The following is a 14,354-nucleotide window of genomic DNA, read 5'->3' on the forward strand; positions in this document are numbered from 1 at the left end:
TTTACGTGCGCCTTGAAAATGAACCGCGTACAGTACGCGACCGCATCGACCATTTTTTTATGTTCGAACATGGCATTGACCTTGAGGGCCTTGAACGACATGACGCTGACAGGACACATTCTGACCCCGACCGGATGGCAATGGGGCATGCTTGAGATCTCGGAGGGTACGATAGCGGCGGTGACGCCGACCGATAAAGCGACGCCTCCAGGCGCAGACGACCCTTATCTTGTGCCCGGTTTCATTGATCTGCACGTCCACGGCGGGGGCGGCAGCGATGCGATGGAGGCGGGGAAGGCGGCGCATGTCATGGCGTCGACACACGCCCGATTCGGTACCACTAGCCTGCTTGCCACGACCATGACCGCGCCGATGGCGGATATCGAGGCGGCGCTTGACGCCATTGCCGAGGCGATGAGCCATCAGGCACCTGACGAGGCGCGGCTCTTGGGCGTGCATCTGGAAGGTCCGTTCATTCATCCCGACAGGCTCGGCGCCCAGCCCCCTTATGCCTGCCCTGGTACGCCGGCGCAGTTCGACACGCTTCTTGCACGGGCACCGATTCGTGTCATGACGCTGGCGCCTGACATCGAGGGGCACGACGCGCTGATCACGCACGCCACTGCCCGGCAGGTTCGAGTACAAATCGGCCACACCTGCGGCACGTTCGAGGACGGCTGCACAGCACTCTCGCGAGGCGCCAGCGGATTTACCCACCTTTATAATGCCATGACGCCGCTTGGGCACCGCAATGCCGGCATCGTCGGGGCTGCGCTTGCGCATGCGACGTTTTGTGAAATCATCCCGGATCTTGTGCACGTTGAAGCTGGCGCGATGCATGCGGCCATGCGGGCGATTCCAAGGCTTTACGGCATCACCGATGCAACCGCTGCCGCCGGTATGCCTGAAGGCGAGTACCGGCTGGGGGCCCAGCGCGTGTTCAAGCAGGGCGACAGCGTGCGGCTCGAGGATGGCACGCTTGCCGGCAGCGCGCTGACCATGAATCAGGCGCTTAAGAACTTCATGATGCTCGGAGACACGTTGGCGCAGGCCGTACACCGGCTGTCGACCTGGCCGGCGGAGTATCTGGGGCTTTCTGATCGCGGTGTGCTGGCGCCGGGCCGTCGCGCCGATGTACTCGCACTCGATCGAGACGGAACCCTCCAGGGCGTCTGGATCGGTGGACAGCGCGTCGAGGCCGACCATGACTGAACCGATTCTTTGGGTGGCTATTGACGGTGGGGGCAGCGGGACGCGCCTTCGCGCACGCGCGTCGACCGGCACCTTCATTGAGCTCGAGGGTGGCCCCTCGGCGCTCTCGCGCGGGGCCTCGAACGCCTGGGGCGTGATCGAGCCGCTGATTCACCGCGCAGGCGCTGCGCTCGGCGTCTCAATTGACTGGTCGACCACCGCGCTTGCCATCGGGCTTGCCGGGCTTAATCAGCCCGAATGGCGCCGCGTGTTCAAAAGCGCGCTGCCGGTGTGTCATACGCTGGTGCTTGAAAGCGACGTTACGACGGCGCTGGTCGGTGCCCATCAACGCCGCGCAGGCGTTCTTCTGGCGCTCGGCACAGGCAGTATCGGCGCTGCCGTGAATGCGGCGCGAGAGGTGTCGCTGGTGGGCGGCTTCGGGTTTCCGGTCGGCGATGAAGCCAGTGGGGCCTGGCTTGGCCTTCACGCCTCGCGCCATCTCCAAAAGGCCTTTGATGGGCGCTGCGTGCCGGATGCCTTTTCAGAGGCGCTGGCGCAAGCGCTCAAGGTTACGGACATCGAAGCGCTGGTGGCTCGCTTGAGTGCAATGGACGCCAATGCGTTCGCGCGGCTTGCACCGATTGTGCTTGCGCACTCGACTCATCCTAAAGCCCGTGAGCTTCTGAGTTGGGCGGGCCGGGAAATGGCCGAGATGATCGAGGCACTCGACCCCGAGGGCCGATTGCCGCTGGCGTTGTCCGGAGGGCTTGGTGGCCCGCTGTCCGAGTGGTTGCCTGAGCGCTATCGCGCGCGGCGGGTTGACGCTCAGGGCGACGCCCTCGACGGCGCGCTGGCGCTACTGCATGATCCCACGCTACTTACACCGACTCATAAAGGCCTGTCATGACGCCACAGTTAATCGTCACCGACCTCGATAATACCCTGCTTGATAGCCAACATGCGCTGGACCCGCTGACGGTCGAGACCTTTCAGGCGCTCGAGGCAAAAGGCCATCATCTGGCCATCGCCTCGGGGCGCCACGTCGAGGACATCCGAGAGGTGCGGCGCCAATTGGGCGTCTCGGCACACATCATCAGTACCAATGGCGCCTATTTGCACGCGCCGGATGATCAGCTGGTGTTCGAGCGTCCGCTCGATGCCGCTCTGGCGAGCGCCCTGATCAGTGAGCTGGATGTCCCGAGCGATGTCCGAGTCAATGTATATACCGCCGATCACTGGTGGATCGACGCCGAGTCACCCAATCTTCTGGCCTTTCACGAAAGCACGGGGTTTTCCTATCGCGTGGGCGACCTGGCCGCCCTCGAGGGGCAGCACGTCGGCAAGGTCTTTTTCATCGGTGAGCCGCGCCTTCTGGCTGCGCTTGAAACCGAGCTGCGCGCCCGCTTTGAAGGCCAGGTGCATATCACCTATTCGCTGCCCAATTCGCTTGAGGTCATGGCGAAAGGAGCCACCAAGGGCTCGGCACTGGAGGCGCTGCTTGAGCGTCTGTCACTGCCGGCGTCGGCGTGCCTGGCCTTTGGTGATAATCTCAACGATTACGAGATGCTGTCGGTGGCCGGCCAGGCGCACCTGGTGTCCAATGCGCATCCGCATCTCTTCACGGCGCTTCCTGACGTGACCGTCATCGGCGATCACAGCGACGCCGCCGTGGCGCGCACCTTGAAGGCGCGGCTGCTTTAAGTCGAAGTAGGGCCGGGCGGGCCGAAAAGGCGCGCGATTGTCGGATGTAAAGAAGAATGTTTATACTTCAGCGCCTGATTTTCGGGGCGGCCGCATCGAAGCGGGGCCGCTGCGAAGTCCATGTCGGCCGCTTGCCGCGCGGCTATGAAACGCCGGCCGGTGTCGTTTGACACTGGGCCAGGCCCTTTTCGAGGTGTGCCCGAACCAACCGTGGAGTGACATGGCTTCTTTTATAACCCAAACCCGTGCCGTTCAGGCTGAACGCTACAGCGCCAGCATCGGCCGACGCACGCTTTTGCTAGTGCTTTTGATCGTGCTGGCGTTCGTGGCCCTTATTGCGGATATCATGGTGGGCTCGGGGACGCTGTCGCTGTCTGAGGTGCTCAACGGACTCTTTCGACCTGATGAGGTCTCGGCAAGCACCCGAGTGATCATCTGGCAGCTTCGCATGCCAATGACCCTGATGGCCGTGCTGACCGGCATGGGACTGGCGCTTTCCGGGCTCTTGATGCAGACCGTGTTGAACAATCCCCTCGCCGAACCCCTGACGCTTGGGGTGTCGTCGGCCGCCGGCTTCGGCGCGTCGCTGGCGCTTGCCTTTAATACGTCAGTGCTCTCGGCGCTGCCATTTTTGAATCAGAGCCTGATTGTTGCGACCAACGCGTTTTTCTTCTCGCTGTTGACGGTGGGTCTGATTTTGATGCTTGCCGGGCGACGCATGGGGCTTCAGACCATCACGTTACTGGGTATTGCGCTTCATTTCGTATTCAGCGCGCTGCTGGGGCTCGTTCAGTACCTGGCAAGTGCCGACCAGCTTCAAAGCATGGTGTTTTGGCAGATGGGGTCACTGATGCGCGCCTCCTGGACACAGATTCAGCTGTGTGCCGCGGTCATGGTGGTGGCGCTGGTGCTTGTGTTCACGCGAACCTGGGCGTTGACCGCCCTTCGAAGCTTTGGCGATGAGGCGGCCGTATTCGGGCTTAATGTGCGCAGGCTTCGCATCCTCATGCTGGCGCTTGCGGCGGTGCTCGCCGGCGCCGTCACCTCGGTTGTCGGCATCATCGGGTTTGTTGGGCTGGTGGCGCCGCACGTCGCCCGCATGTTGGTGGGCGAGGACCAGCGCTTCATGGTCGGGGTGACGCTTGCCTGTGGCGTCATTTTCATGACGCTTGCCTCGCTTGCCAGCAAGTTGATCATCCCCGGTGTGGCGCTGCCGATCGGTATGATGACCTCACTGATTGGCCTGCCATTTTTCATTGTCTTGATCATGCGTGATCAGAGGTTGTCTGTCCGATGAGCGTCACGGTATCTGAACTCTGCATTGATCGCAGCGGCAAGCGCATTGTCGATCACGTGTCCTTCTCGGTCGATGACGGCTGTTCACTGTCGATTCTCGGGCCCAACGGGGCCGGCAAGACAACGCTGATGCGAGCGCTGTGCGGATTGTTGCCTTATTCGGGGACGGTTGACGTCGACGGTGAGCGCCTTGATCGGCTGACAAAGGTCGAGGCGGCCAAGCGCATTGGTTACGTGGCACAGGACATGACCGCGCTGAACGTGCGTCTGAGCGTCTTTGAGCTGCTGCTGCTTGCCCAGAACAGCCATCGGGTGTCCTGGCGCACCGGCAGTGGCAATCAGGACGCCGCGATGGAGGTGCTGTCTCGGCTCGGGCTCGAGCGTTTCGCCGACGCCGTACCGCAGGCGCTGTCCGGTGGTGAGCGGCAGATGATCGCACTGGCGCTGGCGCTGGTGAAAAAGCCACGGCTATTGCTGCTCGATGAGCCGACCTCGGCGCTTGATCTTGCCAATCAGCTGACGATGCTCGAGGCGGTGCACCGATACACCCGGGAGAAGGGCATCGTGACCCTCTCGATTCTGCACGACATGAACCTTGCCACGCGCTACGCCGATGACGCGTTAATGCTGGTCAATGGTACGCGGCGCTACCATGGCGCGACGGCGGAGATCATGACCCCTGAGCGGTTATCGGAGGTCTATGGCGTGACCTGCCGGACGTTGTCAGTTGATGACGGCGCCTACACCGCCATCTATCCGGTCAACGTGCGCCGGGGCTGACGCACTATCCGGTCAACGTGCTCCGAAGCTAACACATCGAGCGTCAGCGGCGCTCATCGGTGCGCTTGAGCTGCTGCCACAGGGCCTTTCGTACGTGCCCAAGCGTTGGCTGTTCCTGGCGGGTAAAGGGCAACGGCCTGAGCAAACGCTGAGCGCGAAGCCCCAGTCGTGCGGTCATGAGCCCGCTTCCAAGCCCCTGTGCTGCGCGACTTGAGAGTTTTTCAGCCAGATTCATGCCAAGCAGTTCACTGCCCATGTCCACCGCGATTTCCGAAGCCCCGGCAAATGCCAGATTGGCCAGTACGTGCCGGTACAGGCGCAGGCGGCTGGCGTAGCCAAGTTCGAGCCCATAAATGTCGGCCAGTCGGTCGATCATTCGCATGTTGCGCCAGGCGACCAGCCCCATATCCAGCAGGGTGATCGGGCTGATGGCAACCATGGCGGCGGTCTCGCTCGACATCCGCGTGATCAGCTGAGACGCGGCCCGGTCTCTCGGCCCCAGCAGGTGATGCGAGAAAAGCGTGCGGATATCGTCGCCGTCGTGATGCGCATTGACCGCATTCTGATAGGAGCGCCAGTGCGGGTCATCCTTTGACACACGCATGTGACGCGCGGTATCGGTAAGAAGAGGCTGATCGAGTGGAGTATTTTCGAGCCGCTTGCGCACCTTGGCGTGGCGGCGAAGCCGTTTGAGCCGCAGCAGTTCCTTTCCGCCGCTTCGGGCAAGAAGGCCTGCCCCAAATACACCCAGTGCGGCCCAGAGCCCGCTGAATGGATCGTTTTGAATCACGGCCTCATACACCTGCACGCCGCACTGTACCCCGCCAATAACGAGACTGGCACTCAATAGCGTCAGCAGGCCCCAGCGGCGTTTTCTGGGCGGGCTAAGGGCATCGTCGACGGCGCGCTCGGCGCGGGTGTCGGATTCAGGTGTCTCCTCGACCCGGGCGCCGACGCTTTCCAGCGGAAAATGCTGGGCAGTGGCAAGCGACGGGATGGGCTGTGGCGCCGTCTTGACGGATTCGGTGGGTACTTCGAAGCGGCGAGGTGGTTTAGGGTCGGTCATTGCCACTTGTCTCCTAGAAGCCAATCCAGCAGGGCATCCATTCTCAGATGGGGCAACGGGCCCTCGGTATGCGGACGCGGGCGAAACCCGGTGAACTGAAAGCCCTGCCGGGCCCAGAACGCTGCGTCCGGAAGTTTCGAAGGCACTTCGCCTGGAAACATCAGCACGTGTTCGCCTTCAAGTGTCGTGCCGCTCAGGGCCTGCGCGTCGTGTTCTTCGAGACGGCGCGCCTCGGTGGCGGCAATGGAGGCCAGTGCGAAGGCCTTGCTCTCGATGTCACCGAAACGAAGGTCGTTCAAGGGCTCGTTCATGAGCTGGGTCAGAAGCTCGACCAGCGCGGCGTGCTGATCGGGGGTGACGTGATCGGCCTTGGTGGCGGCGATGGCAAGCTTGTCGATGCGCGGGGCGAACAGGCGATTGATCAGGCCCGCGCGCCCATAGCTGAAGCTTTGCATCAGGGCTTCCATCGTGGTTCGAAGTTCATCGAACGCCTCCGGGCCACTGTTCAGTGCCGTCAACACATCAACGAGGACCACCTGTCGGTCGAAGCGTTGAAAGTGCTGGCGATAAAACGGGGTGATGACCGTTTTCAGATAGTGATCGAACCGGGCCTTCAAGGTCTTGTAAAGGCTTTCGGGCGGCAACGCCTCAAGCGCCTCATCGGACCAGTCGGCGCAGCTGAGCAAGGGGAAAAACTGCAGAACCGGTGCGCCTGCGAGTTCGCCCGGCAAAAGAAACCGGCCGGGCTGAATAAAATAGCCCCCGTTATTGCGTACGCGATGAAGGCCTTCGGTGTAGTGGGCGCTTAGATCCGCGAGCTGCTGTTCATCGGCCGGCTGGTCCGGTGACAGGTCCGATTGAGCCTCGAGCCACTCGGCCATGTGCGTTCGGCGCGATGGGGTCAATAGCGCATTCATGGTCTGTGACCAGTCAAGAAAGCTCTGCCTGAGCATCGGAAGATCAAGCAGCCACTCACCTGGGTAGTCGATCAGATCCAGCGTCAGCGTCGAGGTTTCACCTAGAAGACGCTTGCTCGGGCGCTCGCTCTTGTAGCGAATCGACAGTCTCAGCTCGCTCATGCCACGGGTGGGCGTCGGCCAGCGTGGTGGCGTCTCGCCAAGACTCGATAAAGCCTCGTCGTAGGGAAAGCGGGCAAGGGAAAGATCCGGCTGAAGCTCGCGTTTGGCGCCGAGCAGCCGGCCTTCCCGTGAGGCCTTGATCAGATGCAGTTGGGCATCGAGGCCTGCGTGGCGGAGCTGATTGATCAGCGAAGTCAGAAAGGCCGTCTTACCGGCTCGAGACAGTCCGGTCACCGCCAGTCGAACCTGACGGTCGAGCCCGCGCTCGGCGACATCTCGAATGTGTCTGGGTAACGTCCACGCCATGAAGGCTACTCCACCCCCTGAATCTTTTTGTTCAGCCTACAAAAAAGCAGCGCAAGATGCGCTGCTTTTAAAGACTCGCTTAAAGCGAATGAGACGATCAGTGCTCGTGGCCGTCTTCGCCGTGCACGTGGCCGTGCTCAACTTCTTCAGCGCTCGCTTCGCGAACTTCCTGAATGCTTACGTCGAAGTTCAGTGCTTCGCCTGCGAGCGGGTGGTTGCCGTCGACAGTGACGGTGTCGCCCTGGACATCCTTGACGGTAACCAGCAGCGGGCCGCCTTCAGTCTGTGCCTGGAACTGCATGCCCGGCTCGACGTTGTCGACGCCCTGGAACGCATCACGCGGAACTTCCTGAACCAGCGCCGGCTGAACTTCGCCGTAGCCTTCAGTGGAATCAACGCGTACTTCGAATTTTTCGCCTTCGGTCTTGCCGGCCATTTCCTTTTCAAGGCCCGGTACGATGTTGCCCGCACCGTGAAGGTATGTCAGCGGCTCACGGCCTTCGGAGCTGTCGAGGACTTCGCCCGAATCGTTTTTGAGCGTGTAATGAAAGGCGACGACAGTGTTTTGTGCGATTTCCATAATTGGATCCTAAGGTCGGTCAGTGCATGTCGAAAAGTTCGGGTCAGACGTTAAGTACTTCGTAACATCTCAATCAATCTCTCGGGAGATATCCCGTCCATGATCACTACGTTGTGATGGCCTGATCCGCTTTCAAGGGAGAGGGGCGAATTTTTTTGAAAAAAAAGCACGTAAAACGCCTTAAATTGCACCGTGCCCTGTCTCAAGGCTAGGCTTGCCGCTTGAACACCGTCCTTGGATACCTTTTATGAGCCTTGATTACCTCTGCGTGCCCGTGACGCCCTTTGCCCAGAACTGCACCGTACTGTACTGCACCGATACCCTTGAGGCGGCCATCGTCGACCCCGGCGGTGACGCCGATAGAATCATCGCGGCGGTCGAGCGGCTGGGCGTTCGGCCGACCAAGATTCTGCTGACGCATGCCCATCTGGACCATGTCGGCGGCGTGATGGATATTGCCGAGCGCTTCGAGGTGCCGGTAATTGGCCCGCATCAGGCCGATGAGCCACTGATTGCGGCGCTTTCACAGCAGGCCTCGATGTTCGGGCTTACCCCACCACGAACGCCGGTCATCGATCAGTGGCTTGTCCACGGCGACCGAGTGGGGCTGGGGGCGCGTGAGCTGGCGGTTTATCACTGTCCGGGGCATGCGCCGGGCCACGTTATTTTCGTCGATCACGACGCAGGGCTTTCCCAGACCGGCGATGTCCTGTTCAAGGGCTCCATCGGGCGAACGGATCTGCCCGGCGGCGACTTCGACACACTTGTTCACTCGATCAAGACGACGCTTTGGTCACTTGGCAATGACATGCGCTTCGTGCCGGGCCATGGCGAGGCCTCGACCATTGGGCAGGAACGATCGAACAATCCCTTCGTTGGCGATCACGTAATTGCGTGAGTGTCTGTTAGACTGTTCCCGCACGACCCTGACAGTGATGGAGAGAAATGATGGTAGCTTTGATTTGGATCGTTGTTTGCGGCCTGGTGGCCTTCTTCGCCAACAAGGCGTGGGATGGTTCGTTCGGTCAATTCGTACAGAAATGGGTGCCGGATGCCCTGCACGTCGATGACTACGATCGCTACGTCTGGAGCGGTGTGGCCGGGGTGCTGGTTGCAACCTTCATCGTCAAGCCGATTTCGATGTTTCTGACCCTGATTCTTCTTGCTCTCATCGGATTTGCCGCCAAGGCAGTGATGGGCTGGGCGGTCAAAAAGATTCATTGATTGATGCTTGAAACACACAAAAAACCCCGGCCAGGCCGGGGTTTTTTTATGTCTGATTCAGAGGGTCTGGCGAGCCAGGGATTTAGCGAACCAAAAGCCGTGAACACGGGCAATAAGGTGGTAACGCTTGGGCATAAAGAGAGCGGTGCGCATAAAAAAAGCCCGCCAGAGGCGGGCCAAGAGCACTGTGGCGCCGCTTACCGCTCGGCCACCACGCTATCGAACTCGTCCTGAATTTCCTGAGACGGCGCCTTGGTCATCATCGACACCAGTCCGATCGCGATGTAGGACAGGATAACGCCCGGTACGATCTCATAAAGGTCGAAGATACCGCCGGACAGTTCCGCCCAGACCAGTACAGTCACGCCGCCCACAACGATACCGGCAAGCGCGCCCCAGCGTGTCATGCGCTTCCAGAACAGCGACAGGATCAAGGCCGGGCCAAAGGCCGCACCAAATCCGGCCCAAGCGTAGGATACCAGGGTCAGAACGCTTGAATCCGGGTTGAGCGCCAGAAGGTATGCAAGCAGGGCAATGCCGAGCACCGAGACGCGACCGACCCACACAAGCTCTTTTTGAGTGGCGTTTTTGCGAAACAGGGCCTTGTAGAAGTCATCGGCAAGCGCTGAAGACGACACCAGCAGCTGAGAATCGGCGGTGGACATGACCGCGGCCAGAATCGCGGCCAGAAGTACGCCGGCTACGGCTGGATGGAAGATGAAGTTCACCATGATCATGAAAATCTTCTCGCCATCGGCCAGATCCTTCGGCACATACACAAGGCCCAGCAGACCGATGCACACCGCTGCGATCAGGCCAAGCATCGACCAGATGACCGCGATGCGGCGCGCGGCCGGAACGTCGCTTGGGCTTCGGATGGCTGAAAAGCGCGCAAGAATATGCGGCTGACCGAAATAGCCAAGGCCCCAGGCCAGCGACGAGACGATGGCGATCCAGGTCAGGTTTTCACCGGTGGCAGCGTCTCGGAACCATTCGAGCAGCATCGGGTTCTCGGCGTTGATGCGGGCAATCGAGTTGCTGAGACCGCCCATGTCGAACACGGCAACGATCGGCACGATCACCAGTGCTACAGCCATCATTAGGCCCTGAATCAGGTCAGTCCATGAGACCGCCAGAAAGCCGCCGAAGAAGGTGTAGGAAATGATGGCGATGGTGCCGAAGGTCACGGCCCAGAAATAATCGATACCGAAGACGGTATTGAACAGCTTGCCACCGGCGACCAGCCCTGAGCTTGTGTAGAACAGGAAGAAGATCAGGATGAAGATGGCCGAGATGACGCGCAGCATATGGCTGTGATCGCGAAAGCGCCGCTCGAAGAACTCTGGAAGTGTCAGCGAGTCGCTGGCAATGAAGCTGTACACGCGAAGCCGCCGTGCTACCAGTAGCCAGTTGAGCCAGGTGCCGGCCAGAAGGCCAACCGCAATCCAGCTGGCGGAAAGCCCGCTGATGTAGGCGGCGCCGGGGAGACCCAGCAGCAGCCAGCCGGACATGTCAGACGCGCCGGCGGAGATGGCCGAGGTCCACGGACCGAGTGAGCGACCACCGAGGATGTAGTCCGAGAGGTTGCTGGTGCGCTTGTAGGCCAGAACCCCGATTCCCAGCATCATTAAAAGATAGATGGCAAACGTGATGCCGATCGTGATGTTGTTTTCAACCATGGTCATTATCCCTGGGTTGTTGTTGTCCGGGGCGTGGCAATGGCCACGCCCACCGTAGGCCAGGAGTTACAGGCCGTTCGCGCTACTCGTCGCCAAGCGCAAGCAGAGACGCATTGCCTCCAAGCGCTGCCGTATTGATCGTACGTGTCTTTTCCGTTGCGAAACGCAGCAGGTAATGTGGCCCGCCGGCCTTGGGCCCCGTTCCGGAAAAACCTTGTCCGCCAAATGGTTGGACTCCGACGACAGCACCAATGATATTGCGATTGACGTAGACATTGCCAACACGAACGCGCTCGGCCACATACCGGGTGAAGCTCTCGTTACGGCTGTGCACGCCGAAGGTCAGCCCATACCCCTTGGCGTTAATGGTATTGATGACCTCATCAACCTCGCTTGCCTTGAAGGTGACGATGTGCAGGATGGGCCCGAACTGTTCGGTCTCCAGCGCATCCATGCCATCGATCTTGAACGCCGTGGGTGTAATGAAGGAACCATGCCCGGTCGCCTCGGCGTCCATTGGCGTTTCGGCGATCAAGCGGCCTTCGCCCTTGAGCTTGTCGATGTGTGCCTGAAGATCGGCGCGAGCGTCGTCGTCAATCACCGGGCCAACGTCGGTCGAGAGCTTGCCGGGGTGCCCGACGCTGAGCTCTGCCATGGCGCCCTTGAGGGTTTCGATCACGCGCTCGGCCACGTCTTCCTGGATATAGAGCACGCGAAGCGCCGAACAGCGCTGGCCAGCGCTTTGGAAGCCGGAGGCGACGACGTCTGACACGACCTGCTCGGGCAGGGCGGTCGAATCGACGATCATGGCATTCAGTCCGCCGGTTTCGGCAATCAGCGTCGGCAGTGCGGCGTTTTCACGGCCAGCAAGCGAGCGGTTGATCAGCTGTGCGGTCTGGGTCGAGCCGGTGAACGCGACACCGGTGATTCGGGCGTCGCCTGAAAGCACCGCACCGACCGTCGGGCCATCGCCTGGCAGCAACTGAACGACGTCCCGTGGCATGCCGGCTTCATAAAGAAGCTCGATCACGCGGCTGGCGATCAGCGACGTCTGTTCGGCGGGCTTGGCAAGCACCGTGTTGCCGGCAACGGCCGCCGCGACCGTCTGGCCACAGAAGATGGCAACCGGGAAGTTCCACGGGCTGATGGTTGCGAATACGCCACGACCCATCATGAAAAGTTCGTTGGATTCACCGGTCGGCCCCGGCAGTACCGTCGGTGCGCCGAAGATTTCGCGGGCGCGTTTGGCGTAGTAGCGGCAGAAATCGACCGCCTCGCGAATCTCGTCCACGCCATCGGTCAGCAGCTTGCCGCCTTCTCGGGTACACAGTGCCATCAGCTCGCCCATGTTCGCTTCGAGCTTGTCGGCAAAGCGCTCAAGAATCTGGCTTCGCTCTTCAACGGGTGTGGCGTCCCACTCGGGGAAGGCTTTCCAGGCAGCCTCGACGGCCTTTTCGGCCTGCTCGGCGGTGGTCCACTGGATGGTGCCTACGGTTTGACGGCGATCATACGGGGAGCACACGGTCTTGACCTGGTCGCGGTCCTCACTCACATCGAAGCCGAGCAAGGGGCGATAGTGGTACGGCGTCTCCATGAAACGCGCCATCTCATCCATCAGCGGCCGGTACTGGCTATTGATGTTGAGGTTCACGCCCTTCGAGTTCTTGCGCTCAGGGCCATAGATTGCCGGCGGCAGCGGAATGCGCTGGTTGGCGTAGGTATCGTAGTGGGAAAGCGTTTCGATCGGGTGCACGCAAAGCGTCTCGACCGGCACCTTGGGATCAACCAGCTGGTGCACGAACGATGAGTTCGCGCCGTTTTCAAGCAGGCGGCGAACCAGGTACGGCAGGAGATCCTTGTGGGCACCGACCGGGGCGTAGATGCGGCAATACGTGCCCTCGGGGGCGCGCTTGAGCGCGGCGTCGTACAGAGCCTCACCCATGCCGTGCAGACGCTGAAACTCGAACGGGCGGCTTGAGCGCTCGGCGATGTCCAGTACGGCGCTGATGGTGTGCGCGTTGTGGGTCGCGAACTGCGGGAAGATGCGATCACAGGTGTTGTCGGACAGCAAAAACGCCGCACAGGCCAGATAGGATACGTCGCTGCACGCCTTGCGTGTGAAGACGGGGTAGCCGTCGATGCCAATCTGCTGGGCTTCTTTGATCTCGGTATCCCAGTAGGCGCCCTTGACCAGGCGAATCGGAATCAGATCGCCCTGATCGGCAAGCTTGTTCAGCCAGTGAAGTACGGGCAGTGCGCGCTTGGAGTAGGCTTGAACCACGAGCCCGAACTTGCCCCAGCCCCTGGCGGCGTCGCTTTCATAGACGGCCTTGAAGACTTCAAGCGAAAGCTCGAGCCGGTCGACTTCCTCGGCATCGATGGTGATGGCAACATCGCGCTCGCGCGCCATGGTGACCAGTTCTCTAACGGTTGCGACCAGTTCCTCGAGCACCTGACTGCGGTGGCCGAACTCGTAGCGCGGGTGCAGGGCCGACAGCTTGATCGAGACCGACGGCGACGGCGATTTCTTGCCGAGCTGCTTGACGGTGCCGCCGACGGCGTCGATTGCCTTGGCGTAGTCATCGAAATAGCGCTTGGCGTCGGCGCGGGTCAGTGCCGCTTCGCCGAGCATGTCGTAGGAGTAGGTGTAGCCTTTCTTGAACAGTGGCTTCGAGCGCTTCAACGCCTCATCGATATCACGCCCCAAGACGAACTGGCGTCCCATCACCTTCATCGCCTGCATCATCGCCTGGCGAATGACAGGCTCGCCCATGCGGTTCACGAGCTTGTTGATGAAGCTGGCGGGTTGGCCGTCTCTGGGCTGATCGAGCTTCAGTACACGCCCGGTGGTCAAAAGGCCCCAGGTCGAGGCGTTGACGAACCAGGATTCGCTCTTGCCGAGGTGCGCCTTCCAGTCGGCCACGCCCAGCTTGTCGTCGATCAGGGCGTCGGCGGTTGCCGGGTCAGGGATGCGCAGCAGGGCTTCTGCCAGACACATCAGCAACACGCCTTCTTGGGTGTCGAGGCTGTATTGCTGCAAAAGCTCGTCGATCGAATCGACCGAGGTGTCCATGGCGCGGACTTCCCGAACCAGTTCCGCGGTCTTGTCGCCGATGCGCTCAATGTCGGCATCGGAGCCGTGAATCAGATGAGCCAGTGCTTCGACGTAGGTGTCTTCGTCAACGATGTAGTGATCGCTGATCCGATCGAACAGTCGTTTCAGGGGATGCTGCCAGGTGGACGGGGCGAGCATTTGATCGGTCGATAGCATATGCGTTCCTCTCGAGGCCAAATGAGCGCTGTACTCGGGCATGGAGGATGCCAAAGTGATTTGTTGGTGTTGTTCCCGGATCGGGATAAGAAAGCGCCCGGCATGACTTTAAGGACAGGCAGGTTACAGCGTCTTGTCAATTTTCATGTCATGCGTGTCAAAAGCGCGGAAGATGAGTCGT

12 protein-coding genes are annotated in these 14,354 nt (G+C 60.7%); 7 read left to right on the top strand and 5 right to left on the bottom strand.

Features of this window, described 5'->3' with window-relative positions; translation table 11 throughout:
• Positions 1 to 69: 69 nt before the first annotated feature.
• The 5 genes from nagA to NAT23_RS01675 all read left to right on the top strand — a co-directional run bounded on the left by nagA (position 70) and on the right by NAT23_RS01675 (position 4,968).
• Complete coding sequence (nagA, locus tag NAT23_RS01655) at positions 70 to 1,212, top strand: N-acetylglucosamine-6-phosphate deacetylase (protein WP_251924866.1); 1,143 nt, start codon at positions 70 to 72, stop codon at positions 1,210 to 1,212.
• Positions 1,205 to 2,098 carry a glucosamine kinase nucleotide-binding domain-containing protein gene (locus tag NAT23_RS01660; RefSeq protein WP_251924868.1) on the top strand — a complete coding sequence of 298 codons (894 nt, stop codon included), beginning with the start codon at positions 1,205 to 1,207 and terminating at the stop codon, positions 2,096 to 2,098. The genes nagA and NAT23_RS01660 overlap by 8 nt, the downstream gene beginning before the upstream one ends.
• Complete coding sequence (locus tag NAT23_RS01665; protein WP_251924871.1) at positions 2,095 to 2,892, top strand: Cof-type HAD-IIB family hydrolase; 798 nt, start codon at positions 2,095 to 2,097, stop codon at positions 2,890 to 2,892. The genes NAT23_RS01660 and NAT23_RS01665 overlap by 4 nt, the downstream gene beginning before the upstream one ends.
• Before the next feature lie 220 nt (positions 2,893 to 3,112).
• Positions 3,113 to 4,189 carry a FecCD family ABC transporter permease gene (locus NAT23_RS01670; protein WP_251924873.1) on the top strand — a complete coding sequence of 359 codons (1,077 nt, stop codon included), beginning with the start codon at positions 3,113 to 3,115 and terminating at the stop codon, positions 4,187 to 4,189.
• Positions 4,186 to 4,968, top strand: a complete 783-nt coding sequence (locus NAT23_RS01675; protein ID WP_251924876.1) for an ABC transporter ATP-binding protein — start codon at positions 4,186 to 4,188, stop codon at positions 4,966 to 4,968. The genes NAT23_RS01670 and NAT23_RS01675 overlap by 4 nt, the downstream gene beginning before the upstream one ends.
• Positions 4,969 to 5,011: 43 nt before the next feature.
• On the opposite strand, the gene NAT23_RS01680 is transcribed toward NAT23_RS01675, so the two are convergent.
• The 3 genes from NAT23_RS01680 to NAT23_RS01690 form a co-directional block, all read right to left on the bottom strand.
• The gene (locus tag NAT23_RS01680; RefSeq protein ID WP_251924878.1) at positions 5,012 to 6,034 is read right to left on the bottom strand and encodes a YcjF family protein; all 1,023 of its coding nucleotides are present in this window, start codon (positions 6,032 to 6,034) and stop codon (positions 5,012 to 5,014) included.
• Entirely contained in the window at positions 6,031 to 7,419 is a 1,389-nt protein-coding gene (locus tag NAT23_RS01685; protein WP_251589851.1) for a YcjX family GTP-binding protein, read from the bottom strand. The genes NAT23_RS01680 and NAT23_RS01685 overlap by 4 nt, the downstream gene beginning before the upstream one ends.
• Before the next feature lie 97 nt (positions 7,420 to 7,516).
• Complete coding sequence (locus NAT23_RS01690) at positions 7,517 to 7,999, bottom strand: FKBP-type peptidyl-prolyl cis-trans isomerase (protein ID WP_286009895.1); 483 nt, start codon at positions 7,997 to 7,999, stop codon at positions 7,517 to 7,519.
• 247 nt (positions 8,000 to 8,246) lie between these two features.
• On the opposite strand from NAT23_RS01690, the gene NAT23_RS01695 reads away from it, so the two are divergent.
• Entirely contained in the window at positions 8,247 to 8,897 is a 651-nt protein-coding gene (locus tag NAT23_RS01695) for an MBL fold metallo-hydrolase (protein ID WP_251589853.1), read from the top strand.
• 50 nt (positions 8,898 to 8,947) lie between these two features.
• Positions 8,948 to 9,223, top strand: coding sequence for a hypothetical protein (locus NAT23_RS01700; protein ID WP_251589854.1), 276 nt, complete (start codon positions 8,948 to 8,950; stop codon positions 9,221 to 9,223).
• Positions 9,224 to 9,420: 197 nt separating this feature from the next.
• Here NAT23_RS01700 and putP read toward each other — a convergent pair whose 3' ends face one another.
• Together putP and putA are read right to left on the bottom strand one after the other, a co-directional pair.
• The gene (gene putP / locus NAT23_RS01705) at positions 9,421 to 10,902 is read right to left on the bottom strand and encodes a sodium/proline symporter PutP (protein ID WP_251924880.1); all 1,482 of its coding nucleotides are present in this window, start codon (positions 10,900 to 10,902) and stop codon (positions 9,421 to 9,423) included.
• 82 nt (positions 10,903 to 10,984) lie between these two features.
• Positions 10,985 to 14,173 carry a bifunctional proline dehydrogenase/L-glutamate gamma-semialdehyde dehydrogenase PutA gene (gene putA / locus NAT23_RS01710; protein WP_251924882.1) on the bottom strand — a complete coding sequence of 1,063 codons (3,189 nt, stop codon included), beginning with the start codon at positions 14,171 to 14,173 and terminating at the stop codon, positions 10,985 to 10,987.
• Positions 14,174 to 14,354 lie beyond the last annotated feature (181 nt).

This window comes from Larsenimonas salina, assembly GCF_023736155.1.
GTDB lineage: Bacteria > Pseudomonadota > Gammaproteobacteria > Pseudomonadales > Halomonadaceae > Larsenimonas > Larsenimonas salina.

Bases quoted from the DNA above. Each gene is read 5' to 3' on its own strand.
- nagA (WP_251924866.1), top strand. From the start codon at position 70: ATGGCATTGACCTTGAGGGCCTTGAACGACATGACGCTGACAGGACAC.
- NAT23_RS01660 (WP_251924868.1), top strand. From the start codon at position 1,205: ATGACTGAACCGATTCTTTGGGTGGCTATTGACGGTGGGGGCAGCGGG.
- NAT23_RS01665 (WP_251924871.1), top strand. From the start codon at position 2,095: ATGACGCCACAGTTAATCGTCACCGACCTCGATAATACCCTGCTTGAT.
- NAT23_RS01670 (WP_251924873.1), top strand. From the start codon at position 3,113: ATGGCTTCTTTTATAACCCAAACCCGTGCCGTTCAGGCTGAACGCTAC.
- NAT23_RS01675 (WP_251924876.1), top strand. From the start codon at position 4,186: ATGAGCGTCACGGTATCTGAACTCTGCATTGATCGCAGCGGCAAGCGC.
- NAT23_RS01680 (WP_251924878.1), bottom strand. From the start codon at position 6,034: ATGACCGACCCTAAACCACCTCGCCGCTTCGAAGTACCCACCGAATCC.
- NAT23_RS01685 (WP_251589851.1), bottom strand. From the start codon at position 7,419: ATGGCGTGGACGTTACCCAGACACATTCGAGATGTCGCCGAGCGCGGG.
- NAT23_RS01690 (WP_286009895.1), bottom strand. From the start codon at position 7,999: ATGGAAATCGCACAAAACACTGTCGTCGCCTTTCATTACACGCTCAAA.
- NAT23_RS01695 (WP_251589853.1), top strand. From the start codon at position 8,247: ATGAGCCTTGATTACCTCTGCGTGCCCGTGACGCCCTTTGCCCAGAAC.
- NAT23_RS01700 (WP_251589854.1), top strand. From the start codon at position 8,948: ATGGTAGCTTTGATTTGGATCGTTGTTTGCGGCCTGGTGGCCTTCTTC.
- putP (WP_251924880.1), bottom strand. From the start codon at position 10,902: ATGGTTGAAAACAACATCACGATCGGCATCACGTTTGCCATCTATCTT.
- putA (WP_251924882.1), bottom strand. From the start codon at position 14,173: ATGCTATCGACCGATCAAATGCTCGCCCCGTCCACCTGGCAGCATCCC.